We start from the raw sequence: 24,379 nt of genomic DNA on the forward strand, positions 1-24,379 counted from the left end.
CCATTGTCTCAAATCAATCGTCCTCTGGTGACATTCCGTCCTCGACTGTGGCGAGGACCTCGGTCTCGTCGGCCCCGAACTCCTCGAGGTCGGCGTCCTCGGGCAGGTACGGGGCGATGTCGGGCAGCTCGTCGAGGCTGACCATGCCGAGGGCGTCGAGGAACTGGTGGGTCGTCGCATAGAGCAGCGCCGAGGTCGTCGCCTCCTTCCCCGCTTCGACGATGAGACCCCGCAGGAGCAGGGTGCGGATGACGCCGTCGACGCTCACCCCGCGGATCGCGGCGATGCGGGGCCGGGAGATCGGCTGTCGGTAGGCGATGACGGCGAGCGTCTCGAGCGCTGCCTGGGAGAGCTTCGCGCTCTGCCCGGCGGTGAGGAAGTCCTTGACGACGTCGTGGTAGTCCCCGCGGGAGTGAAGGCGGAAGCCGCCGGCGACCGCGCGGATCTCGAAGCCCCGCTGCCGCCTGGCGCCCTGCCCGTCGGGGCCGGCAGGGGCACCGTCGTAGTCACGGGCCAGTTCCGCGATCGCCTCGGTCACGGTGTCCTCGTCGATGCCGAGGGCCGTCGCGAACTCCTCGGCGGACACCGCGGAGTCGCTGACCATGAGCACGGCTTCGATGCCGGAGAGGATCTCATCGTCGATCATGCCTGGCCTTCCGTCGTATCGTCCCCGTCCGTCTCCCCCGCCGAGGTGGCGCCGTCGTCCGTCTCTCCCGCCGAGGCGGTGCCGGCCTCAGCACCGTCCCCGTCCTCCTCGGCGCTCCACGCGCCTTCGGTGCGCAGGTCGACGCCGTCCTCGGGGGTCTCGGTCCGCGTGATGACGAGCGGGCCGAGCGGTTCGGCCTGGTCGAAGTCGCAGAGGCCGACCTTGAAGAGTTCGAGGAGGGCCAAGAACCGGGCGACGACGACGAGCGTGTTCTCGGAGGTGTCGAGGAGGTCCTGGAACTCGACGTCGCCCGAGCGCAGCAGTCCGAGGATGAGTCCGCGCTGTTCGGAGACACTGACGAGAGGGAGGTGGATGTGGTCGACGGCGACCGTCGGCGGGGTGTGGTCGCGTTGGAGGACGGTCGCGAAGAGGGAAGCGAGCTCACCTGGGCCGATGCTCAGCTCGAGCGGGGGCAGGACGTCTTGGAACTCCTCCTCGAGGCCGACCGAGCGGGGGACGCGGATGGAGCCTGCGGTCATCGCCTCGGAGAGGAAGCCGCTCACGGCCTTGTACGCCTTGTACTGAAGCAGGCGGGCGAAGAGGAGGTCGCGGGCTTCGAGGAGTTCGAGGTCGAGTTCCTCCTCCCCCTCCTCGTGCGGGAGCAGGCGCGCAGTCTTGAGGTCGAGGAGGGTGGCGGCGACGAGGAGGAACTCGGAGATCTCGGCGAGGTTGGACCCGCTGCCCCCGTCCTTCTCCGACAGTTGCGTCGTGTACGCGATGAACTCGTCGGTCACCTCGGCGAGCGCGATCTCCGTGATGTCGAGGCGACGCTTCGAGATGAGGCCGAGGAGCAGATCGAAGGGGCCGGAGAAGTTCTCCAGCTCGACCTGGAAGCCGTGCCCGTCGTCGGCGACGGCATCGTCGTCGGCGACGGTCTCGACGGCGGTCTCGCTCAGGGTGCGCCTCCGCGGGCGATGAGCTCCCGGGCCAGGCGCCGGTAGGCCTCGGAGCCGGGGTGCTTGGGCGCGAACGAGGTGATCGGCTCGGCGGCGACGGAGGCGTCCGGGAACTTCACGGTGCGGTTGATGACGGTGTCGAAGACCTTGTCGTCGAAGGCCTCGGAGACCCTGGTCATCACCTCTTTCGAGTGCAGGGTCCGCGAGTCGAACATCGTCGCGAGGATCCCGTCGATCTCGAGTGAGGGGTTGAGCCGGTCCTGAACCTTCTCGATCGTCTCGACGAGGAGGGCGACGCCGCGCAGGGCGAAGAACTCGGTCTCGAGCGGGATGATCACGCCGTGGGAGGCGGTGAGCGCGTTGACGGTGAGCAGGCCGAGCGAGGGCTGGCAGTCGATGAGGATGACGTCGTATTCGCCGGCGACCTTGGCGAGCGCCCGGGAGAGGACCTGTTCGCGGGCGACCTCGCCGACGAGCTGGACCTCGGCGGCGGAGAGGTCGATGTTCGCCGGCAGGACGTCGATGTTCTCGAAGTCGGTTTCGACGATGACCTCGTGCGGGTCGAGGCGCGGGTTCATGAGCAGGTTGTAGACGCTGATGTCGAGGTCGTACGGGTTGATGCCGAGCCCCACGGACAGGGCGCCCTGCGGGTCGAAGTCGACGAGGAGCATCTTGCGTCCGTACGCGGCCAGGGAGGCGCCGAGGTTGATCGACGACGTCGTCTTCCCCACCCCGCCCTTCTGGTTGACCATGGCGATGATCCGGGCGGGCCCGTGCGAATCCAGGGGTGCGGGTTCGGCGAAGTCCTCGGCTCCCGCCGTCGGGGTCGTCGCTGTGGGGAGATCCAACGCCTGCTGCGGATTCATCACTCGGTCGGCCACCTTTCGTTGCGTGCTGGAACCAACCCTACCGCGCCCTGGGGTGCGAGGTGGCGTAGACCTCGCGCAATGTTTCCTCCGACACCTTCGTATAGATCTGCGTCGTCGTCACCGAGGCGTGGCCGAGCAGCTCCTGGACGACGCGGATGTCCGCCCCGCCCTCGAGGAGGTGCGTGGCGAACGAGTGGCGGAACGTGTGCGGGGAGACCTCGGTCTCCAGTCCGGCGAGGCTGCCGGCGCGTCCGACGATCTTCCACGCCGTCTGCCGCGACATCCGCGTGCCCCGCGCGTTGAGGAACAGGGCGCCTGCCGGAGTCCCGGACCTCGCCTTCTCGGCCATCGTCGGGCGCACCCGGGTCACCCACGCCCCGAGGGCGGCGGCCGCATGGGAGCCGAAGGGGACGATCCGCTCCTTGCCGCCCTTGCCGTAGAGGCGCACGAGCCGAGTCTCGAGGTCGAGGTCGTCGAGGTCGGCGCCGACGGCCTCGGAGATCCGGGCCCCGGTCGCGTAGAGGAGTTCGAGGAGGGCCGCCGCCCGGATCTGGGCCGGCTCCTCCCCCGCCGTCGTCGCGAGCATCGCCTCGATCGCGGAGAGCGAGAGCGCCTTCGGCAGCCGCAGCCCCTCCCTGGGCGGGCTGACCTCGGAGGCGGGATCGGTGTCGGTGAGACCGTCGGCAAGAGCGAAGGCATGGAACCGGCGCACCGCGACGAGGGCGCGGGCCCGGGTCCGCGGGGCGAGCCCCGAATCCTGGAGGTGGAGCGCGAAGTCCTCGACATGGGCCCGGGTCACCCCGCCGAGGCGGTCGATCCCGGCCTCGGCCAGCCAGGTCCCGTACCTGCCGAGGTCACGGGCGTAGGCGTCGATGGAGTTGAGCGAGAGTCCGCGTTCGAAGCGCAGAGCCGAGAGGTAGGAGCCGATCGCGCGGGCGATCTCGGCGGGAAGGTCGGGAAGGAGTTCGGCGCCGTGACGGGCCATGGGGTCTCAGGCGTCCGTATCGTCGGCTGGGTTGCGGCCGTCGACGAGGAGCCGGGGCGCATCGACAGGACGGGTGCGCACGGGTCGGCCAGCCGCCTCGGCGGCAAGGACGTTGCTCACCTGGAGGATCGCGAGCTGGGCGACGGAGTTGGTGATCCGCCCCGCGGCGATCGCGTCGAGGGCCTCGGGCACGCTCACCCAGCGGTAGACGAACCCGGCCTCCTCGTCGCTGCGGGCATGCTGGTCGGCAGCGGGCACCTCGGCGAGGTCACGGGCGAGGTAGAGCCGGATCGTCTCGCTGCTGCCGCCCGGTGAGAGCGCGGAGTCGGAGAGGACCTCCCAGCGGGCAGCGGTGAGGTCGGCCTCCTCGGCGAGTTCGCGCTTCGCAGCGGTGAGCGGATCCTCACCGGGGATGTCGAGGAGCCCGGCCGGAACCTCCCACAGGCGGGCGCGGACGGGGTGACGGTACTGCTGGACGAGGAGGATCTCGCCTGCCTCGTTGAGGCAGGCCACCGCCACGGCCCCGGTGTGGGCCATGAGGTCGCGGACGAGGCCGGTCGCCTCGGGCAGGTCGAAGGTCTCCCGCCGGATCGTCCACACGGCGCCCCGATACACCTCGTCGGAGGCAGTGATCTCCGGGGTGAACGGGACGTCGTGCAGATCGCTCACGGTCAGCTCACTGGCGCTCGAGTGCCGCGGCGACGAGGCCCGCGAAGAGCGGGTGGGGCTTCGTCGGGCGCGACTTGAGCTCGGGGTGGGCCTGGGTGGAGACGTAGTACGGGTGTTCGCTGCGCGGGAGTTCGACGAACTCGACGAGCTCGCCGTTGGGCGAGGTGCCGGAGAAGACGAGTCCCGCCTCGGCGAGGTCGTCGCGGTAGGCGTTGTTGACCTCGTAGCGGTGACGGTGGCGTTCGCTGATGTCCGTCGACCCGTAGGCCTCGGCGACGACGCTGCCCTCGTCGAGCTTCGCCCGGTACGTGCCCAGGCGCATCGTGCCGCCGAGGTCGCCCTCACCGTCGACGATCGACATCTGCTCGGCCATCGTCGCGACGACCGGGAACTTCGTGTCGGGGTCGAACTCGGAGGACGAAGCGCCCTCGATGCCGGCCTTGTGGCGGGCGTACTCGATGACCATGCACTGCAGGCCGAGGCACAGGCCCAGCGTCGGGATGCCGTTCTCGCGGGCGAACCTCAGCGCTCCGACCTTGCCTTCGATGCCGCGGATGCCGAAGCCGCCGGGGATGCAGATCGCGTCGAGACCCGCCAGTGCCGCGGCGGCGTCCACATCGGACTCGCAGACATCGGACTGGATCCATTCGATGCGCACCTTGGCGTCGTTGGCGAAACCGCCGTGGCGCAGCGCCTCGGTGACGGAGAGGTAGGCGTCGGGCAGGTCGATGTACTTGCCGACGACCCCGATGGTCACCTCGTGGGCGGGCTGGTGCACGCGCTCGAGCACCCAGTCCCACTTCGTCCAGTCGACGTCGCGGAAGGGCAGGTTGAGGCGGCGGATGACGTAGACGTCGAGGCCGCCGTCGTGGAGGACCTTGGGGATGTCGTAGATGCTCGGCGCATCGACGCACGAGACGACCGCTTCCATGTCGACGTCGCACGAGGAGGCGATCTTGCCGCGGATCGAATCGGGCAGTTCCCGATCGGAGCGGAGCACGATCGAGTCCGGCTGGATGCCGATCGAGCGCAGTGCGGCCACCGAGTGCTGGGTCGGCTTCGTCTTGAGCTCTCCCGAGGGTCCGAGGTAGGGCACGAGGGAAACGTGGATGAAGAAGACGTTGTCGCGGCCGACGTCGTGGCGGACCTGGCGGGCCGCCTCGAGGAACGGCTGCGACTCGATGTCGCCGACGGTGCCGCCGATCTCGGTGATGATGACATCGGGACGGTCCTCGGCGGGACGCTCGGCCTGCGCCCGCATCCGGGCCTTGATCTCGTCGGTGATGTGCGGGATGACCTGGACGGTGTCGCCGAGGTAGGCCCCGCGGCGCTCCTTGGCGATGACCGAGGAGTAGACCTGACCGGTGGTGACGTTGGCCGCCCCGTCGAGGTCGATGTCGAGGAAGCGCTCGTAATGGCCGATGTCGAGATCGGTCTCCGCACCGTCCTCGGTGACGAAGACCTCACCGTGCTGGAACGGATTCATCGTGCCCGGATCCACGTTGAGGTAGGGATCGAGCTTCTGCATCGCGACCTTGATGCCGCGCTGGGTGAGCAGGTGTCCGAGGCTCGATGCCGTGAGACCCTTGCCGAGAGAGGAGGCGACGCCGCCTGTAACGAAGATGTGCTTGACTGTGTTCGGCTCGTGAGCCCCGATTCGATTCACCACGGAATTTGATTCTATCAAACCCGGCTTGCCGACTTCGACAGGGCCTCGACCTCGGCGTAGAGACCGAGGAGGCTCGCGGCGATCTCACCGGGGTTGTCGACGTCGATGACCCGCTTCTTCGCGGCGATCGCCTGCGCACCGCGGGCTGCCGGATCGTCGAGGAGATGATTGATCTCACGCAGCAGCGCGTCGGTGTCGTCGGCGGGGACGATGTCGGCGGCCTCCCCCCAGATGCCGGCGCGGCGTTCGGCGCCGATGAAGACGGTCGGCTTGGCCAGCTGCATGAGGTCCTCGTGGCTGAGTCCGGTCATCTGCTCGCTGGCGATGACGACGTCGGAGGCGGCGGCGACGTCGACGAGGTCACCGGCAGGGGCGACGATGACGCCGCGGTCGGCGAAGGCGGAGGCGATGGTGCGGCGGTCGCGGCCGGTGCCGGTGAGGACGAAGACGACCTTGCGGTCGGGCCGGCGCCTGTTGATCTGGTCGGCGGCGTCGAGGACGGTGGCCAGGGCCGTGTGGTCCTTCAGGGCGATCGGGCTCGCGACCATCCACGTGCCCTCCCCGATGCCGAGTTCACGGCGCACCTGCGCCCGGGAGGCGGTGACGGTGAGGTCGGTGTCGATGTCGGGGGTGACGAGTTCGGCGCGTTCGACGAGCGGAACGGAGCCTGCGAACCATTCGACGACGGGTTCGGTCGTGCCGAGCACTCCGCGGGCGGTGCGGGCGACGATCTCCGCACCGGTCTTCTCGATGACGTCGGCGGGGGCGAAGTTCTCGACGGTGGCGACCGCGGTCGGGCTCAGGCGGGCGGGCAGGCCGGTGAAGCCGAGGCCGGTCAGCGTCGCGGCGTGGAGTCCGTGGCCGTGGACGATGTCGACGTGGGGGTAGATCTTGTGGAGCGTGAAGGCCGAGGCGGGATCCGAGGGTGAGAGCCGGCGCTTGGCGCTGAGCTCGATCTCGCGGTAGTTCCCGATGAGGTCCTCGGGGACGTCGAGGCGGTCGAGGATCGACCGGTGGGCGGCGAGACCGACCTGGTGACCGGCCCGGAGGTGACCGATGACGGCGAGCTTGGCCACCTCGGCGACGGGGTCCGTCGTGTCGGCGAGCACGTGAAGGATCCGTGCGTCGGTGCTCAGCGGCTGGATCTCGGCGGTCTCGGTCATTCCTCATCCCTCTCAGTCGTGTGTCTCTAGCCTACCGGTCTCCCCCGGCCTCTTCGGCAGCGGCCGGGGCCGTGTTCGGCACGGTGTCCGCCCTGGTCGTCGCCGGGGTCGTCGGGGTCGTGCGGACCCCGGTTCGCCGAGGCGGGAGTTCAGTCCCGCGGTGACGGCTGGGTCTCCGCGTAGACGGCGAGCAGCTCGGCGGCGACGTCGCCTTCGTCGGGCAGCTCCCGTCCTCGGGCCCTGGCCCGCTCCCCGAGTTCGGCACGCAGCGCGGGGTTCTCAGCGAGCGTGCCGATCGCATCGGCGAGCGACTCGTCGTCGTCGGAGTCGATGAGGACGCCTGAGTCCCCGACGAGCTCCGGGGTGCCCCCGGTGGCCGTGGCGACGATCGCCTGCCCGGTCATCAGCGCCTCCTGGAGGACAAGGGCGCGGGCCTCCCAGACGCTCGTGAGGACGTAGACGTCCGCGGCGGCCAGGAGCGCGGCGACGTCGTCGCGGGCTCCGAGGAAATGGAGGGCCGGAAGCGCCGAGGCGGTCGCGGCCTCTGCATACTGCGCGCGGACCTCGGCGAGCACCGCCTCATCGGCGGCCCCAGCGACGAGGACGACGATCTCGCGGGGTGCGGCGGCGTCGGCCGGTGCGGCGGCGTCGGTCGGTGCGGCGGCGTCGGCCGGTGCGGCCGGAACTGTGTCGCCGAGGCGGGCCAGGGCACGGACGAGCATGCCGTAGTTCTTCTGCGGGGCGACGCGGCCGACGGCGAGCACGATGACGGCGTCCTCGCTGAAGTCGTACTCGGCGGCAAGGGCCGCCCTCGTCGCGCGGGCCTCGGCGGCGCCGACCTCCCGGATCGCGGGGGCCGCTGCCGGAGAGAAGCGGGCGTCGCGGGCACCGAGGTCGTGGGCGCGGATGACGAGGTCGGTGCTCGCGGCCAGCGTGAGATCGGCCCCGCGAGCAAGCAGCCGTTCGATGCCGGTCTCGACGCTCCCGCGGATGCCGGTGCCCGAAGCCTGGTTGTGGAGGCTTTCGATGAAGGTCGGCCGCGGGCGCAGCAGACGGGTCGCGAGATGGGCGATGAGTCCGGCGCGGAAGCCGTGGGCGTGGACGATGTCAGGGCCGAAGCCGCGCAGAATGCGTCGCAGCCGGGTGACGAGGACGGTGTCGCGCAGATCGACGCCGGTGCCGACATCGAGGGCGGCGAAGCGGACCCCGGGGAGGGCGGAGAACCCGAAGTGCTCGTCGGTCTGGGCCGGGCCGATGACGCCGACCTCGTGGCCGGCGGCGGCGACGTCGCGGGCGAGTGCCCGCACGTGCGTGCCGACTCCGCCGGTCGACGTGCCGATGACGTAGACGATCCTCATGGTCTCTCCTCCTCGTTCTGCGGTGCGGGGCCGGGTCGCTGGGGTGCGGCTCCGGGGGTCGAGGGTGGGATGCCCGGCCCGTCGTGGTCGGGACCCGGCTCCGGGGCGGTGGGCACGGTGGGGTCGGCGGGTCCCTGGGTCTGTCGGCGGGAGGCGAGCATGCCGCGCACCTCGGCGACGTAGCCGCGGTCGAGGACGAGGATGCCGGCGAAGACGAGGCAGCCGACGAGGGCTGCGAGGATGCCGACGATGACCGAGGGGACGGCGGCGGTGCCGATGAGACCCGCGAGCCACCAGGCGGCCAGCGCGCCTGCGGCGGATCCGAGCGCTGCGGCGAGGAGCGAGTGGAGGCCGCGGCGAAGGATGCCGCGCAGTGCGTCCGAGCCGAGGACCCGGCGGATTGAGACGAGGAGCGCGGCCGCCGCGGCGCTCATCCCGAGCACATAGCCCGCGCAGATGGCCACGAGCGTGCGCTCGGGGCTGCCGTTCGCCTCGGTGAGGGCGATCGCCGCGACCATGCCGACGATGACGAGGATCCACCCGGTCGTCGTCGCCGCCGCCGCGTGGCGGGAGCGTTCGAGGGCGTAGAAGATCCGTGAGCCCCACGCGATGAACGACCAGCCGGGCACGGCCAGGGCCATGACCATGATCGCGGTGCGCATCGCCGAGAACGGGGCGGCGTCACGACCGCCGACGGCATCGATCGAGGTGAAGAACGATTCCAGCGGTCCGGCGGCGCTGAAGAGGATGACGGTGCCGAGCAGTCCGATGGTGACGATGACCGCCGAGGTCGTCGCCGTCATCGCGCGCAGCCGCACTCCTGCCGCCTCACGGTCGGCCGCCTCGGCGTCGTCGTCCTTCGTCCGGCCCACCCACGTCGACAGGGTCGGGAACATCACGGTGACGACGGGGATCGCGAGGACCGCGTAGGGCAGGAGGTAGACGGCGTTGATGTAGTTGAAGAGGACGAACGTGCCGGTGCCGCCCGAACGGTTGGAGAGGACGAGGGTGACGAGCACGGCTCCCTGCTGGGCGAGCAGTGCGGCCATGCCGGCCCCGGCGAGGCGCAGCGCCCGGTGGGCGACGCCGGGTGGGAACGACCACGTGGGGCGGATGCGCAGCCCGGTCGAGCGCATCGGCAGGGCCAGCGGCAGGGCGAGGGCGGCGACACCGGCGGTCGTGCCCCAGCCGAGCCATCCGATGTGGGTCTCCCATGTCGCGTCGGTGCCGCCGACACCGCGGTAGGTGATGTAGGAGCCGATGACGACGAGGCTCGAGAGCAGCGGGGCGAACGCCGGCCAGAGGAACTTCCGGTGCGCCTGGAGGACGCCGGTGAGGACGGCGCCGATGCCGTAGAGGACGAGCTGCGGGGAGAACATGAGGAGGAAGGAGGCGGTGGCGACCTGTTCGTCCCCGGCGGAGTCGACGAGGAGAGTCGCGATCGGCTCGGCGAAGACGGCGAGGACGATCGTCAGGGGCAGCGTCACGGACACCGCCCAGGTGAGCAGCGCCGAGGTGATCCGCCCGGCCGTGTCCCGGTCGGCGCGGGCGAGCGGGATCGCGAGCAGGGGGATGACCGCTCCCGCCAGTGCGCCTCCGGCGACGACCTCGAAGAGGATGTTCGGCACCTGGTTGGCACTCTGGTAGGCGGTGCCGACGGTGCCGGCCCCGACCGTGCTGGAGAAGACGAGCCACCGGAGGAACCCGACGAGCCGGGTGATCAGGGTGATGATCGAGACGAGCAGCGCCGCGGAGGCGAAGACCCGGAGGAGCCGGTTCACTTCACCGTGCGCCCGAAGGCGTCGATCTCACGCAGTCCGGGGGTGGATTCGATGACGGATGTGAACGAGACCTTCTCCGAGGCCAGGGTGAGGCCGGCGAGGACGGCGAGGAGGACCGCGCGCGTTCCGGCGCTCGTGTTCGCCGCCACGGTCGTGCCGATGGCAGCCCCGAGGGCGTTGGCTCCGGTGTCGCCGAGCATGACGGACCCGTCGAGGTCGTCGGGCCACGCGGCGAGGCTCGTGCCGGTGACGACGGCGGTCGGCACCCAGGTGAGCTGCCGCTGATGCGGCATGAGGCCGAGGACGAGGAGACCAACCTTGAGTGCGCGTCCGGGGCGAAGGTCGAGGAGGTTGAAGAGGTTCGCGGTGCCGGCGATGACCCCGCCGGCGACGACGGTGTCGATGCTCGCCTTCCACCACGGTGCCGTCTCAGCGGGGCGGAAGGCGTCGAGGAGTCCGTGGTGGCGACGGTTGTCGGGGCCGAGGATCGCGGCGGCGATGATCGCGGCGACGGGGATGCCGGTGACCTTGATCGCCCCGGTGGTGACCTGTCCGTGGGCGAGGGCGCTGAGGTGACCGCGCAGGCCCTTCGACGACCCGGACTCGAGGAAGTCGTCGACGGCGCCGAGGACGCCGGAGACCGAGGTCGCGAGCAGGGTGGCCGCCCGCTGCCGCGGATCTTCGATGAGGGCGCTGCCGGCGAGCAGTCCTGCGGTCACGGCCGGGCCCTCGACGAGGGAGACGTCGCGTCCGGCATGGTTCGTCCGCACCGCGCGCTCATGGCGACGCAGCGGGGAGTTCAGCACGGCCTTCGTCACGCCGTATCCGACGAGACCGGCGACGGCGGAGCTGACGAGGGTTCGGATCATGTCATTCCCTTCCGGGCAGGATCGATTCGGCGTCCGAGGCGAAGCCGAAGTGGCCGTGGGTGCCGGCTCGGCCGGCGGCGATCGCGCGGACCGTGATGATCGCCCCGGCGCCGAGGCCGAGGCCGTCGACGGTCGAAGCCCGGGACTTCCCGGTGCGGAGCACGGAGACGAGGCCGTTGGCCGCCGAGGCGGCGTCGCCGGCGACGACGACGGACGTCGCCTCGTTGGTGAGCGCGTTGACGAACTCGGTGACGGCGTCGCGGGAGGCCATGTCGCCGGTGGCCTCAGGGCTCGGTTCGGTCTCCTCGGCGAGCTGGGAGTTCTCGTCGTCGATGATGACGAAGAGGTCCGTCGTCTTGTGGTCGGTGTCCGTGCGCAGGCGCCCGGCGTCGACGAACGCGTTGAAGATCTCCTCGGCCTTCGCCTCGGCGTCGTCGCGGTCCTTGCCCTCGGCGAGCATCGAGGCCTTGCCGGTGAGCGCGATGACGAGGGCTGCGCGCAGCGCGGTCGCATCATCGGCGGGCAGGGCGGGGACGAGTCCGCGCAGGGTGGTCATGAACTCTCCGGCGCCGCTGACGCTGAGCGCATCGTCGACGAAGGAGACGTCGCTGGCGATCGTTCCGCCGGCCTCCTTGATCCGGTTCGTCACCTCCTCGACCTGCTGGGGGTCGGCCTCGGGGGCGGAGATGACGGTGACCGTCGCATCCTTGAGGGTGTCGCCGATGAGCTCGGGGGCCGCGGCGGTGACGAACTCGTTCTGCTTCTCGATGTTGCCGTTGGCGGCGTCGAGCTTCGTGCGCAGGTCGTCGCGGTCGGCGCGCAGGGCGTCGACCTGGCTCTGCAGGGACTCGCCGATCGGCTCCTTGAGGGGGCCGGCGCCGAGGACGATGCCGACGGCCAGGGCGAGGAACACCGAGACGAGGGAGACGAGGTGGTAGCGGAAGTCGATCACGAGAGAGTCCTTGAGTCGAGTCCGGCCCAGATCGTGCCGGCGGATTCTGAGGTCGCGGCGGGATCCCCGCCGAACAGGGAGCCGATCCAGCCGAAGACGCCGTCGAGCTGGGCTCCGATGAGTCCGAGGAACGTCTGCCCGGCGGCGGTCGCCGCCATGGCGACGCCGAGCGCGACGAGTCCGGCGATGATGAGCACCGCGAGCTGCAGGCTGGAGATCCGCTGCCGGTAGAGCAGGGAGACGCCCTTGGCGTCGATGAGCTTCGACCCCACCCGCAGACGGGTGAGGAACGTCGAGGCCATGCCCTTGCGTCCCTTGTCGAGGAACTCCATGAGCGTGTCATGGGTGCCGACGGCGACGATGAGGTCGGCGCCCTTGTCGTCGGCAAGGAGCATCGCGATGTCCTCGCTCGTGCCCGAGGCGGCGAAGGCGACGCAGTCGACGCCGAGGGCCTTGACCCTCTCCGTGCCCGGCGCGTGTCCGTCGCGGTAGGCGTGGACGACGATCTCCGCGCCCGAGGTGAGCGCGGAGTCGGACACGGAGTCCATGTCGCCGACGATCATGTCGGGTTTGTAGTCGGCCTCGAGGATCGCATCGGCGCCGCCGTCGACGCCGATGAGCAGCGGCCGGTACTCGCGGATGTAGGAGGCGAGGATCGCGAGGTCCTCTTTGTAGTGGTAGCCGCGGACGACGATGAGCGCGTGCCGGCCGGCGAAGTCGGTGCGGACCTCGGGGACGACGAGTTCGGCCGAGAGCAGGTCGGAGTCCTTGCGGATGTACTCGATCGTGTTGTCGACGAAGTCGACGAGCACGGAGTTCATTCCTGCCTCGGCCTCGTTCATGTCCTCGGCGATGGTCTCCGGGGTCTGGAAGACGCCCGAAGCCACCTCGGTGCCGTTCCGGTAGACGGTGCCGCCGTCGATGCTGATCTCGTCGCCTTCGCTCACCGTGTCGAAGATCTCAGGTCCGGTCGCGTCGATGAGCGGGATTCCGGCGTCGACGATGATGCCGGGGCCGAGGTTCGGGTACCGGCCGGAGATCGACTTGTCCGCGTTGATCACGGCGACGGGGCGGCACGCGACGAGCGCCTCGGCGGAGACGCGGTCGATGTCGGAGTGCTTGATGATCGCGATGTCACCGGCGGCCAAGCGCTTCGTGAGGTCCTTCGTCCGTCGGTCGAGCTTGGCCGGGGCCGCATCGGACCGGGTCGGGACAGGGGGGTTCTCCCGTAGTCTGCGCGCTTTCATGGTTCGCCTATTCTCTCATGTTGCCGCAGCGGCACCGGCCTTGACCTGCCGCGCGGAGTCGAGGAGTTCGGCTGCGTGGGCCTTCGCCGAGGCGGAGTCCTCCATCCCGGCGAGCATGCGGGAGAGCTCGACGACCCGGTCGTCCTCGCTCAGCTCCCGCACGCCCGAGCGCACGGTCTCCGCGTCGTCGTCCTTGACGATCGTCACGTGCGTGTCGGCCCAGGCCGCGACCTGCGGCAGGTGGGTGACGACGATGACCTGGGCATGGCGGGCGAGCTTGGCCAGGCGTCTGCCGATCTCGACGGCGGCGCGACCGCCGACGCCGGCGTCGACCTCGTCGAAGACGTAGGTGGGCACACCGTCCTCGGCGGCGCGGACGACCTCGATGGCGAGCATGACGCGGGAGAGCTCACCGCCGGAGGCGACCTTGGCGATGTCGTCGCCGGTCGAGGAGTCGTGCGGGGCGAAGGTGAGGCGGATGTCGTCGAGGCCGTGGACGGCGGGTTCGCGTTCGGTGATCTCGAAGCGCACCTGTGCCTTGGGCATCGACAGGGCGGTGAGCTCCTCGCTCACGGCGGCCGAGAACGACTCCGCGGTCGACCGGCGCAGAGCGCTCAGGGCGGCGCCGGCCTCGCGCATGGCCGCCTCGGCGGCCTCGAGTTCGCCGTCGAGCTGGTCGAGGTCGCGGTCCTCGGCTGCGAGGTCGGTGAGTTCGGCGGCCGCGCGGGTCTCGAAGGCAAGGACCTCCTCGACGGTCTCGCCGTAGGGGGCCAGTGAGCCGAGTTCGGCGCGTCTGGCTTCGGTCTCCTCGAGCGAGGTCTCCCCCAGCTCGTCGAAGCCCGAGAGGTAGGAGCTCAGCTCCGCGGCGGCGTCGGAGAGGCGCAGCACGGTGTCGGAGAGGCCCTCGCGGATCCGGACGAGTTCGGGGTCGGAGGACTCGACGTCGCTCAGTGCGCTGATCGCCTCGTGGACCCGGTCGACGGCGGCCCCGGTCTCGTCGATGTCCGAGCCGAGCAGGAGGTCATGGGCACCGCCGACGGCGCGGGTGATGTCGGCGGCGGCGCCGAGCTTCGCGGCGAGTGCGCTCAGCGCCTCGTCCTCGCCGGGGACGGGGCGGACGGCGTCGATCGCGTCGAGGCAGCCCTGCAGCCAGAGGATGCGCTCGCGGCGGGCGGCGGTCGAATCCTTGATCCGCTGGACGCGGGCTTCGGTCTCGCGCCAGTTCTCGAAGGCCCGCGAGTACTGTGCGGCCGCCTCGGCGAGGTCGGGTCCCCCGGCGGCGTCGAGGAGCCGGCGCTGGGAGGCCTGGCCCTTGAGTTTGAGCTGTTCGGACTGACCGTGGAGGGTGATGAGGTCGTCGGCGATCTCGGAGAGCACCCCGATCGGCACGGTCCGTCCGCCCGCCGTCGCCCGGGCGCGGCCCTTGGCGGCGACGGTGCGGGAGATGATCGCCTCGTCGTCGGCGCTGCCTCCGGCCTCCTCGATGCGGGTCTGCACGGTGCCCGGCACCTCGGTGAAGATGCCTTCGACCTCGGCCTTCTCCGCGCCTTTGCGGACGACCCCAGCTCCGACCTTCTCCCCCATGAGGAGGCTGAGGGCGGAGACGAACATCGTCTTGCCGGCGCCGGTCTCACCGGTGACGACGGTGAAGCCGGGGGCGAGTTCGACCTCGGCCTCGGCGATGACGCCGAGGTGGGAGATGCGCAGTTCGGAGATCATTCAGCCTCCTTCGATCGGTCCCCGCCATCCGGAGACGGGCAGGCGGAACTTCGCGACCAGCCGGTCCGTGAACGGGCCGGTGTGGAGGCGGGCGAGCTTGATCGGCGATTCCGAGCGCTTCGCCTCGACGCGTGCCCCGGCGGGCAGTTCGAGGGCGCGGCGGCCGTCGCACCAGAGGACCGCGGCGAAGTCGGGATTCGACGGGGAGATCTCCACGCCGAGGCGGGAGTTCGGGTTGACGACGAGCGGTTCGGTGAAGAGCGCGTGGGCGGAGATGGGGACGAGGAGGAGGGCCTCGACCTCGGGCCAGACGATCGGTCCGCCGGCGGAGAACGAGTACGCGGTTGAGCCGGTCGGGGTGGCGAGGATGACGCCGTCGCAGCCGAACGCGGAGACCGGGCGGGAGTCGATCCCGAGGACGACGTCGATCATCCGCGCCTTCGAGGTCTTCTCCACGGTCGCCTCGTTGAGCGCCCATGCCGAGTAGATCTGCTCTCCCTCATGCCACACGGTGACGTCGAGGGCGAGCCGCTCCTCGACGAGGTAGTCGCGGGCCGAGGCACGGTGGACCGCCTCGGCGAGGTCCTCCCTCTCGCTCTCGGCGAGGAATCCGACGTGACCGAGGTTGATGCCCATGAGGGGGACGCCGGAGCCGTGGAAGCGCTCGGCGGCGCGGAGGATCGTGCCGTCGCCGCCGAGGACGATGACGAGTTCGCACTTGGACTTCCAGGTCGCGAGCTGGCTGGCGCTGATGATCACGCAGCGGGAGAGGAGGTCCTGGTGGACGTCGGGGTACGAGCTGCGGGAGGAGATGTCGAGGATCTCCTCATCGAGGACGACCGGGGTGATGCCGTCGTCGAGGAGCGCCCTCCACACCTGCACGGCCGCCACCGCGGAATCCTCGCGGTTCGGGTGGAGCAGCACCATGATGTACCGGCTCACGACTCTCCTTCCACACTCTGGGCTTCCATGTTCTGGGCCAGCATGATCGCGTCGAGGCGGTCGGGGATCTCCGCCGTGACGAGCCTATCGGACGCACCCGGGGTGGATTCGGGTCGAACACGCAGGAAGTACTCGCGGTTTCCGCTCGGTCCCGGCAGCGATGAGGCGGCGATGTCGCTCACGCGGGCGCCGGCCTCGGTGATCGCGGCGAGGACGGATTCGACGGCGCGCCGGCGGTCGGCGGGCTTCGTCACGACGCCGTGCTTGTCGAGGACGGAGCGGGCGAGTTCGAACTGCGGTTTGACCATGAGGAGGAGTTCGCCGCCGGGGCGGACGACGCCGAGCAGTGGTTCGACGAGCAGGCGCAGGGAGATGAAGGAGACGTCGGCGACGACGAGGTCGGCGCTGTGGGCGGGGACGTCGGAGTCTGCGAGGTCGCGGAGGTTGAGGCCTTCGCGGACGTGGACACGCGGGTCGTCGCGCAGGGTCGCGGCGAGCTGGTCGTGGCCGACGTCGACGGCCCACACCTCATCGACACCGCGGCTGAGGAGGACCTGCGTGAAGCCGCCGGTCGAGGCTCCGGCGTCGAGGGCGGTGAGCCCGTCAAGGCGGTCGATGCCGAAGTCGTCGAGTGCGCCGAGGAGTTTGTGGGCGCTGCGCGCGACCCAGGGGTCGGGGTCGCTCACGGTGAGTTCGTCGGTGTCGGCGACCTCAGTGGACGGTTTGGTCGCTGGAGTGCCGTTGACGCTCACGCGCCCGGCGGCGACCTCGCGGGCGGCGCGGGAGCGGGAGGGCAGCAGACCGCGGTCGACAAGGGCCCGGTCGAGTCGGGTCCCGCCCGGTCGGCTCACAGGGAGCCCACCTGCGTCTCGAGGTCGTCGAGGAGGGCGGAGAGTGCCGTATGGCGTTCGGCGGCCGGGGCCTCGGCCGTCTCGGCGAGGCCGCGCTTCCACGCTTCGGCGGGAACCTCCTTGTTGACACTGCCCGGGGTGGGGGCTGGGGCGGGGGCTGGCGTGGGCGCTCCTGGGGTCGGCCGGTTGCCTGGGGTGGGCGCGTCAGTCATCGATCCTCCTCGGCAGATTTCCCGGCTCTATGCTCTCACCTGCGTCGATCGCCTTCCAGGCGAGCCGCAGCGCCGCTTCGATCGCCGCCGGGTCGGTGCGGACCGCCTCGGCGAGGTCGAGAGTCCAGTCGCCACCAGTCCCCCGCGATTTGCTGGTCGCTGCGCCGAGGTCCGCGGGCGATTTCGGCGCATTCTCCTCGGCAGGGTGACCAGAGAATCGCATCGTTGCGGCCTGCACGCTTCCACCGTCCCCGTTTGCGGTCGAAGAATGGTGGTCGATGGGCCGATTCTGCGTTTTCGCCTCGGTTTTGCGACCATTGTCGGGCGCGGTGGAGCCGACCGGCCGACTCGTCGCGGCATCGAGGACGCGTGGAAGGTCGGCGAGTGTCGGGAGGATGAAGGTCGGGCGTCGGATCGGGTCGGCGGTGAGCGCATCGTGGAGGTCGTGGACGCCGGTGAGGACGAGCGCGGTGTCGAAGCCGGCGCGGTTGCCGCCCTCGATGTCGGTGTCGAGGCGGTCGCCGACCATGAGCGGTCGCCGAGCGCCGAGCCGTTGCCCCGCATGCGTCATGACATCCGGGGAGGGTTTGCCGACGATCCGCGGCTGCCGGTCGGTGAGGCGGGCGAGCATGTCGACGAAGGCGCCGTTGCCGGGGACTCGGCTCGCGCGGCCGACCATCGAGTAGTCGGGGTTCGTCGCCCACCAGTCGAGGCCGGTCGCGATCGCTTCGGCGGCGCGGACGATGCCCGCGTAGTCGATGTGCGGGTCGAGGCCCTGCGCGAGTGCGACCGGTTCGTCGGCGAGCGAGTCGACGATCGTCAGTCCGGCCTCGGTCAGTGCTGTCGAGAGTCCCGTCGTGCCGATGAGGAGGATCTTCGCCCCTGTGCCGTACTCCTCGCCGAGGCGGGCCGCGAGCACCTGCGAGGAGGTGATGACCTCGTTCGGCTCGGTCGGGATGCCGAGGTTGGAGATGTGGTCGGCGACCACCTCGGCGGTGCGGGTGGCGTTGTTCGTCACGTAGCCGACGGGGATGCCGCGATCGTGGAGACCAGCGATCCCCTCGACGGCGCCGGGGATGGCGTCGGGGCCGTGGTAGACGACGCCGTCGAGGTCGAAGAGGACGCCGTCGATCGGCGTCCCCGCGGGGACGCCGAGGTCGCGGGCCTGCTCAGCGCCCGGTGTCACCGATCTCCGTTCGCCGAGTCCGATCCCTTCGGGTCGTCGGCGGCCTCGGCCGCGTCACTGGGGGCGGAGTCGGCATCGGCGGTGTCAGCGTCAGCGGCGTCGGCCGCGTCAGCGTCGGTGGTTTCAGCGTCGTCGTCCGAGTCGGCGTCAGCCTCGGCGAGGATCTCGTCGAGTTCGGCCTCGATCTCGTCCTCGGAGACCTTGACCTTCTTCAGTTCCTTCTCGGAGACGTGCGTCTTCGCGGACTTCGCCGGCGCGGCTGCCGAATCCTCGGCTGCGGCTTGGTCAGCGGCGGCTTCCTCAGAACTCGCATCGGTCGCACTGCCGTCGGCCGGGGCGTTCGAGTCGTCCTCTGCGCCGGAGGTGGCAGAGGCAGCGGATTCGTCAGCGCGCTCTGCGTCGCCGGACTTCGCAACGTCACCTGAGTCCGCGTCGTCGTCAGGCGCCGAATCGCTCACCGCATCGGTCGGGACACCCACCGACTCGGACGAGTCGGTCTCTGCCGCCTCAAGGTCGCCTTCGGGGGCAACGTCGGTGTCGTCACCCTGACCACCGGTCTCGGCAGGTGCCTCGCCCTCGAGCTCCTCGTCGGGGATCTCTTCGATGGTCTCGATCTCGACGCCGAAGTTCGGGTCGGGCTCCTCATCGCCGAACAGGGTTCCCGTGGCCTTCGCCGTGCGGCGGGAGAGCTCTTTGTACTTGTCGGCGAGTTCGGTCTCACCGTGGAGGCGCAGCACCTCGGCGTAGGCGGCCATCAGGCGCACGAGGGCGCCGCCGGGCCGCTGGGTGAAGTCCTCGGCTTCGATGAGCCTGCGCGCGGCGTCGATGTCGCCGAGGTCGGACTTGGCTCCGGCCGCGACGATGACGAGTTCGGTGCGGGTGTCGTTGTCGAGCTCGGCTTCCTTCGACCATTCGAGGAGTTCGAGGGCCTTCTCCGGTTTGCCGCGACCGCGTTCGGCGTCGGCGATGAGCGCGATGTTCTCATTCGAGCCGGAGATGCGACGGTGGGTGCGCAGTTCGCGGACGGCTTCGTCGTACTTCTCGACGTGGTAGGCGGCGATGCCGAGTGCTTCGCGGACGAGGCCGACGCGTCCGGCGCGGGCCATCGCGGCCTTCGCGTGCTCATAGGCGCGTTCGGGATCGACGTCGAGGAAGCCGCCGGTCGCGACGAGGTGCTTCGCGACGGTTTCGGCGTTCTCCTTGTCGAGCGAACGCAGCTGGCCGCGGATCTCCTTGTCGAGTTCCTTGCCGGTGATGTCCTCGGGGATCTCGGGTTCCTGGAGGCGAGGGCGGCGGGAGCGCTGTTCCCGCGCGTAGTCACCGGTGTCGGTCGCGCGGGAGGCGCGACGGTCGTTGTTGTTCCGACCGTAGCCGCCGCGGTCGCCTTGGTATCCGCCGCGACGGTCGTCGTCGCCTCGGCGGTCCCCGCGGTATTTCCCGCGGTTGTCGTCTCGGCGGTTGCCGCCGCGGTAACCGCCCTGACGGTCATCGTCACGGCGATTGCCCTGGTAGCCACCTCGACGCTCACCGTCGTTACGGCGATCCCCGCGGTATCCGCCCCGGTTGTCATCGCGACCTTCTCCGCCGCGGTAACCACCCTGACGGTCGTCGTCCCGGCGGCCCTGGAATCCTCCACGACGATCGCCGTCACGGCGATTGCCCTGGTAGCCGCCTCGGCGCTCACCGTCATTGCGACGGTCCCCGCGGTAACCACCCCGGTTGTCATCGCGGCGATCTCCACCGCGGTAGCCGCCCTGACGGTCGTCATCGCGCCGGCCCTGGAATCCTCCACGACGATCGTCGTCACGGCGGTTGCCCTGGTAACCGCCGCGGCGGTCACCGTCGTTTCGGCGGTCTCCGCCGCGGTAACCGCCCTGACGGTCCTCTTCACGGCGGCCCTGGAATCCTCCACGACGATCGTCGTCGCGGCGATTGCCCTGGTAGCCGCCTCGACGCTCACCGTCATTGCGACGGTCCCCGCGGTATCCACCCCGGTTGTCATCACGGCGATCTCCGCCGCGGAATCCGCCGCGCTCACCGTCATTGCGACGGTCCCCGCGATAACCATCCCGGTTGTCATCGCGACGGTCCCCACCGCGGTACCCGCCCTGGCGGTCATCGTCACGGCGATTGCCCTGGTAGCCGCCTCGGCGGTCGGAGTTTCGCGGCCCGCGCTCACCACGCGATGACGGAGAGTCCTGTCGACGATTGCGACTGCCTCCGCGATTGTCGTCGCCCGAGCGGCGGTTGTGCTGGCTGTCTCGCGAATCCCCTTGGGCCACGATTCTCCCTATAAAGACTTTTCAATGATTCCGCCCCATTCTAGTCCACGACCGCCTCAGGCACCCTGTGGGCGCGGACACGTCGGACCAGTCATCTTGCCGTGCAGCCCCGCGATTTCGGGGCTTCCCACCTCGGAGTCCGCAGGAAGCGCTCTGTTAGACTCGTCGCGAACCGATCAGTGAGCCCCGAGCATGGGGCGACCACCCATTCGCACGCAGTCAGTGGGGTATTCATGGCCGCAGAGACGACAGATGTCGTGAACCTGCACCTGGATCGGAGCCCTCGAGTCCGCCGCCGCGTCGGATCAAGCCGCCTCCGTGTCGGACCAGACGGCATCACCCTCGCCTACGCGAACTCGTCGGATGTGCAGGCCTGCCTCGTCCGGTCACCCGCCTCGGCGCCCTCGCCCACGACGACCGCACCTGTCCGCACCGGCAGCACCACCGCCTCGGCGGTTGCCGTCCCACCGGCCACGGGCACGACGGTTCGCATCCTCGGCACACCGACGACCGCCTCGGCGAGCATCGCTGTCCACCCCGGTGACGGTTCACCGGACGGACCGCACCTGCGCATCCCGCTGCCGACTGCCCCCGCCGTCGGCTCAGCCCGCTGGCGGCTATGATCGCTGTCCGCACGACCGCACTCGAACGATCGCATCAGGAATAGGAGACATCGTGCCCAACACACTCTTCATCGATGGCAAGTGGGTCTCTGCCCAGGACGGCAGGACCCGCGAGATCCACAACCCTGCCGACGACACGCTCGTCGCCGTCGTCGACGAGGCGAGTCCGGCCGACACCGAACTCGCGATCGCCGCCGCGCGCCGCGCCTTCGACTCCGGCGTGTGGTCGAGCAGGCCCGCGAGCGAACGCGGTGACTTCCTGCTCCGCTTCGCCGCGGTGCTGCGTGAGCGCAAGGAGGAGTTCGCCGTCGCCGAGTCCCTCGACACCGGCAAGCGCATTGTCGAGTCGCGCATCGATATGGACGACATCGCCAACTGCTTCGACTACTTCGGCAAGCTCGCCGCCAACGATGCCGGACGCATCGTCGACGCCGGCTCGGACTCCGTCGTCAGCCGCATCTCCTACGAACCCGTCGGCGTGTGTGCGCTCATCACGCCGTGGAACTACCCGCTGCTCCAGGCCGCGTGGAAGATCGCCCCGTGTCTGGCCGCCGGCAACACATTCGTCCTCAAGCCCGCCGAGCTCACCCCGCACACCGCGATCATGACGATGCAGGTCATGGAGGAGCTCGGGCTGCCCGCGGGAGTCGGCAACCTCATCCTCGGCGCCGGTGCCGACGCTGGTGCCCCGCTGTCGACGAGCGAGGACGTCGACATGGTCTCCTTCACCGGCGGGCTCGTCACCGGTCGCCTGCTCGCGGCCAATGCCGCGGCGACGGTGAAGAAGGTCGCCCTCGAACTCGGCGGCAAGAACCCCAACGTCGTCTTCGCCGACGCCGACCTCGACGCAGCCCTCGACAACGCCCTCAACGGCGCGTTCGTCCACTCCGGCCAGGTCTGCTCGGCCGGTGCCCGGCTCATCGTCGAGGACTCGATCGCCGAGGAGTTCGTCGACAAGCTCGTCGAGCGCGCCTCGCAGATCCGCCTCGGCGGGCCCTTCGATCCCGATGCCGAGACCGGTCCGCTCATCTCCGCCGCCCACCGCGACAAGGTGACGAAGTACGTCGAGAAGGGCATCGCCGAGGGCGCGCGCCTGCGCTGCGGCGGCAAGTGGGGCGAGGGCGAACTCGAGAACGGCTACTACTACCTGCCGACCGTCCTCGACAACGTCGAACGCGGCATGTCCGTCGTCTCCGACGAGGCCTTCGGTCCCGTCGTCACCGTCGAGACGTTCTCGACCGTCGACGAGGCGGTCGCGACTGCCAATGACACGATCTACGGTCTCGCGGGCGCCGTGTGGACCCAGGACGCGGGCAAGTGCCAGGAGGTCGCGGCGAAGCTGCGCCACGGCACGATCTGGATCAACGACTTCCACCCGTACCTGCCGCAGGCCGAATGGGGCGGCTTCAAGCAGTCCGGCTTCGGCCGTGAGCTCGGACCCACCGGCATGGCCGAGTACCAGGAGGCCAAGCACATCTACCACAACCTCGAACCCGCCGTGACCGGTTGGTTCCCCGTGCACACCGAGAGCGAATGATCGCAGCGAGAGCGAAGAAGGAGATTCCCGTGGACACCACCCACAGCTTTGACTACGTCGTCGTCGGAGGCGGATCGGCCGGAGCCGCCGTCGCCGCTCGCCTGAGCGAGGATCCCACCGTCACCGTCGGTCTCCTCGAGGCCGGCCCCACCGACGTCGACGAGGACGTCATCCTCCGCCTCAACCGATGGATGGAACTCCTCGAGTCCGGGTTCGACTGGGACTACCCGATCGAGAAGCAGGAGCACGGCAACTCGTTCATGCGCCATGCGCGGGCGAAGGTCCTCGGCGGCTGCTCCTCCCACAACTCGTGCATCGCCTTCTGGGCGCCCAAGGAGGATCTCGACGAGTGGGAGACGAAGTACGGCGCGACCGGCTGGGGTTCGAAGGACACCTTCGGCCTGTACAAGAAGCTTGAGAACAACGAGCTCCCCGGCGACCACCACGGCCATGACGGTCCGGTGCGCCTGATGAACGTGCCTCCGGTCGATCCCTGCGGCATCGCGCTCCTCGAGGCGTGCGAGCAGGCGGGCATCCCCACGGTGCAGTTCAACGAGGGCGAGACCGTCATCAACGGTGCGAACTTCTTCCAGGTCAACCGCAAGGACGACGGCACCCGGTCGTCCTCCTCGGTGAGCTACCTCCACCCGATCCTCGACCGCGAGAACCTCACGATCCTCACCGACACCCAGGCCAAGGAGATCGAGTTCGACGACGAGAACAACGCCACCGGCGTCCTCGTCGTCAACAACGCCTTCGGCAAGACGCACCGCATCGAGGCGAAGAAGGAGGTCATCGTCTCCGCGGGTGCGATCAACACCCCGCAGCTGCTCATGCTCTCGGGCATCGGACCGAAGGACCACCTCGCCGAGGTGGGGATCAAGTCCCGTGTCGACGCTCCCGGAGTCGGGGAGAACCTCCAGGACCACCCCGAGGGCGTCATCTCGTGGGAGGCGAAGAAGCCGATGGTCGAGGACTCGACGCAGTGGTGGGAGATCGGCATCTTCTCCCCCACCGAGGATGGCCTCGACCGCCCCGACCTCATGATGCACTACGGGTCGGTGCCCTTCGACATGCACACTGTGCGCCAGGGGTACCCGACTTCCGAGAACACGTTCTGCCTCACTCCGAACGTCACGCATGCTCGCTCGCGCGGCACGGTGCGTCTGCGCTCGTGCGACTTCCGCGACAAGCCGCTCGTCGATCCGCGCTACTTCACGGATCCCGAGGGCCACGACATGCGCGTGATGATCGCCGGCATCCGCAAGGCCCGTGAGATCGTCTCGCAGGATGCGATGTCCGAGTGGGCCGGCCGCGAACTGTTCCCCGGCACCGACGCCCAGACCGACGAGGAGCTCGAGGACTACATCGTCCGTACCCACAACACCGTCTACCACCCGGTGGGCACGGCGAAGATGGGCGCTCCCGACGACGACTCGGCTCCGCTCGATCCGCAGTTGCGCGTCAAGGGCGTGAACCGTCTGCGCGTCGTCGACGCCTCGGCGATGCCGGAGATCACCACGGTCAACCCCAACATCACGGTGATGATGATGGGCGAGAAGTGCGCGGAGATGATCAAGAACGGGCAGTGATGTCGATGGTCTGAGGCGCGTGACGCCGGCCGGGGGTCTGGTTTGCGTGACGCGACCCGGCGATCCGGCAGGGCGCTGACGGGCACTGACCACAGCAGAGGGCCGGTCGCACACCACATTCGGTGCGCGACCGGCCCTCTTGCGCGAACGATTCACTTTTCGCCCGATCGGTCGGTTCGAAACCCGACCATCTCGGCGGAAAGTGACTCACAACGGCGCGGCTGGCCTGCCGCCCCGCTGCCCGGCGCAACCTCCCCCGCCGGAGGCGCCC

At 69.8% G+C, this 24,379-nt stretch carries 23 protein-coding genes; 5 read left to right on the top strand and 18 right to left on the bottom strand.

Annotated elements, in window-relative coordinates; translation table 11 throughout:
• Positions 1–13: 13 nt before the first annotated feature.
• Positions 14–646, bottom strand: coding sequence for an SMC-Scp complex subunit ScpB (gene scpB, locus AC0VYB_RS11555; RefSeq protein ID WP_063248821.1), 633 nt, complete (start codon positions 644–646; stop codon positions 14–16).
• Positions 643–1,440, bottom strand: coding sequence for a segregation and condensation protein A (locus AC0VYB_RS11560; protein WP_009379998.1), 798 nt, complete (start codon positions 1,438–1,440; stop codon positions 643–645). Before AC0VYB_RS11560 ends, scpB begins: the two co-directional genes overlap by 4 nt.
• Here AC0VYB_RS11560 and AC0VYB_RS11565 point away from each other — a divergent pair.
• Positions 1,408–1,647: a hypothetical protein gene (locus AC0VYB_RS11565; RefSeq protein ID WP_040342215.1), complete on the top strand. Its 240-nt coding sequence runs from the start codon at positions 1,408–1,410 to the stop codon at positions 1,645–1,647. The two genes, AC0VYB_RS11560 and AC0VYB_RS11565, sit on opposite strands and share 33 nt — an antisense overlap.
• Here AC0VYB_RS11565 and AC0VYB_RS11570 read toward each other — a convergent pair.
• From AC0VYB_RS11570 to AC0VYB_RS11645, 16 genes are all read right to left on the bottom strand, one after another.
• Positions 1,599–2,468 carry a ParA family protein gene (locus AC0VYB_RS11570; protein ID WP_009379999.1) on the bottom strand — a complete coding sequence of 290 codons (870 nt, stop codon included), beginning with the start codon at positions 2,466–2,468 and terminating at the stop codon, positions 1,599–1,601. The two genes, AC0VYB_RS11565 and AC0VYB_RS11570, sit on opposite strands and share 49 nt — an antisense overlap.
• Positions 2,469–2,508: 40 nt before the next feature.
• Complete coding sequence (gene xerD / locus AC0VYB_RS11575) at positions 2,509–3,456, bottom strand: site-specific tyrosine recombinase XerD (RefSeq protein ID WP_009380000.1); 948 nt, start codon at positions 3,454–3,456, stop codon at positions 2,509–2,511.
• A gap of 6 nt (positions 3,457–3,462) precedes the next feature.
• A complete protein-coding gene (locus AC0VYB_RS11580) occupies positions 3,463–4,125 on the bottom strand; it encodes an NUDIX domain-containing protein (RefSeq protein ID WP_009380002.1) in 663 nt (220 codons plus the stop codon).
• Between the two features lie 7 nt (positions 4,126–4,132).
• Positions 4,133–5,812 carry a CTP synthase gene (locus tag AC0VYB_RS11585; RefSeq protein ID WP_040342216.1) on the bottom strand — a complete coding sequence of 560 codons (1,680 nt, stop codon included), beginning with the start codon at positions 5,810–5,812 and terminating at the stop codon, positions 4,133–4,135.
• The gene (locus AC0VYB_RS11590) at positions 5,809–6,957 is read right to left on the bottom strand and encodes a glycosyltransferase family protein (RefSeq protein WP_009380006.1); all 1,149 of its coding nucleotides are present in this window, start codon (positions 6,955–6,957) and stop codon (positions 5,809–5,811) included. The genes AC0VYB_RS11585 and AC0VYB_RS11590 overlap by 4 nt, the downstream gene beginning before the upstream one ends.
• 149 nt (positions 6,958–7,106) lie before the next feature.
• On the bottom strand, positions 7,107–8,315 hold the full coding sequence (locus AC0VYB_RS11595) for a glycosyltransferase (protein WP_131247817.1): 1,209 nt from the start codon (positions 8,313–8,315) through the stop codon (positions 7,107–7,109).
• Positions 8,312–10,096 carry a murein biosynthesis integral membrane protein MurJ gene (gene murJ, locus AC0VYB_RS11600; RefSeq protein WP_119297008.1) on the bottom strand — a complete coding sequence of 595 codons (1,785 nt, stop codon included), beginning with the start codon at positions 10,094–10,096 and terminating at the stop codon, positions 8,312–8,314. The genes AC0VYB_RS11595 and murJ overlap by 4 nt, the downstream gene beginning before the upstream one ends.
• Positions 10,093–10,965 carry a hypothetical protein gene (locus tag AC0VYB_RS11605; protein WP_313450814.1) on the bottom strand — a complete coding sequence of 291 codons (873 nt, stop codon included), beginning with the start codon at positions 10,963–10,965 and terminating at the stop codon, positions 10,093–10,095. The genes murJ and AC0VYB_RS11605 overlap by 4 nt, the downstream gene beginning before the upstream one ends.
• Before the next feature lies 1 nt (position 10,966).
• Positions 10,967–11,917, bottom strand: coding sequence for a copper transporter (locus AC0VYB_RS11610; RefSeq protein ID WP_009380013.1), 951 nt, complete (start codon positions 11,915–11,917; stop codon positions 10,967–10,969).
• Entirely contained in the window at positions 11,914–13,164 is a 1,251-nt protein-coding gene (gene steA, locus AC0VYB_RS11615; protein WP_063248812.1) for a putative cytokinetic ring protein SteA, read from the bottom strand. The genes AC0VYB_RS11610 and steA overlap by 4 nt, the downstream gene beginning before the upstream one ends.
• A 15-nt stretch (positions 13,165–13,179) precedes the next feature.
• Positions 13,180–14,883 carry a DNA repair protein RecN gene (recN, locus tag AC0VYB_RS11620; RefSeq protein WP_063248811.1) on the bottom strand — a complete coding sequence of 568 codons (1,704 nt, stop codon included), beginning with the start codon at positions 14,881–14,883 and terminating at the stop codon, positions 13,180–13,182.
• Positions 14,884–15,825, bottom strand: coding sequence for an NAD kinase (locus AC0VYB_RS11625; RefSeq protein WP_179952600.1), 942 nt, complete (start codon positions 15,823–15,825; stop codon positions 14,884–14,886).
• Positions 15,822–16,676, bottom strand: a complete 855-nt coding sequence (locus tag AC0VYB_RS11630) for a TlyA family RNA methyltransferase (protein ID WP_063248810.1) — start codon at positions 16,674–16,676, stop codon at positions 15,822–15,824. Before AC0VYB_RS11630 ends, AC0VYB_RS11625 begins: the two co-directional genes overlap by 4 nt.
• Entirely contained in the window at positions 16,673–16,888 is a 216-nt protein-coding gene (locus AC0VYB_RS11635; protein ID WP_095376822.1) for a hypothetical protein, read from the bottom strand. The genes AC0VYB_RS11630 and AC0VYB_RS11635 overlap by 4 nt, the downstream gene beginning before the upstream one ends.
• Complete coding sequence (locus tag AC0VYB_RS11640) at positions 16,881–18,074, bottom strand: HAD-IIA family hydrolase (protein ID WP_063250341.1); 1,194 nt, start codon at positions 18,072–18,074, stop codon at positions 16,881–16,883. Before AC0VYB_RS11640 ends, AC0VYB_RS11635 begins: the two co-directional genes overlap by 8 nt.
• Positions 18,071–19,180 carry a hypothetical protein gene (locus AC0VYB_RS11645; RefSeq protein WP_009380028.1) on the bottom strand — a complete coding sequence of 370 codons (1,110 nt, stop codon included), beginning with the start codon at positions 19,178–19,180 and terminating at the stop codon, positions 18,071–18,073. The genes AC0VYB_RS11640 and AC0VYB_RS11645 overlap by 4 nt, the downstream gene beginning before the upstream one ends.
• Positions 19,181–19,192: 12 nt before the next feature.
• Between AC0VYB_RS11645 and AC0VYB_RS11650 the strand changes: the two genes are divergently transcribed.
• The 4 genes from AC0VYB_RS11650 (at position 19,193) to AC0VYB_RS11665 (ending at position 24,108) form a co-directional block, all read left to right on the top strand.
• Positions 19,193–20,263: a hypothetical protein gene (locus AC0VYB_RS11650; protein ID WP_009380033.1), complete on the top strand. Its 1,071-nt coding sequence runs from the start codon at positions 19,193–19,195 to the stop codon at positions 20,261–20,263.
• Positions 20,264–20,613: 350 nt separating this feature from the next.
• Complete coding sequence (locus tag AC0VYB_RS11655) at positions 20,614–20,979, top strand: hypothetical protein (protein WP_131247825.1); 366 nt, start codon at positions 20,614–20,616, stop codon at positions 20,977–20,979.
• Between the two features lie 52 nt (positions 20,980–21,031).
• Positions 21,032–22,516: an aldehyde dehydrogenase family protein gene (locus tag AC0VYB_RS11660; RefSeq protein WP_009380034.1), complete on the top strand. Its 1,485-nt coding sequence runs from the start codon at positions 21,032–21,034 to the stop codon at positions 22,514–22,516.
• Complete coding sequence (locus AC0VYB_RS11665) at positions 22,513–24,108, top strand: GMC family oxidoreductase (RefSeq protein WP_051995582.1); 1,596 nt, start codon at positions 22,513–22,515, stop codon at positions 24,106–24,108. Before AC0VYB_RS11660 ends, AC0VYB_RS11665 begins: the two co-directional genes overlap by 4 nt.
• Positions 24,109–24,379 lie beyond the last annotated feature (271 nt).

The sequence above is a fragment of the Brevibacterium sp. Z349TD_9 genome, from assembly GCF_056173565.1.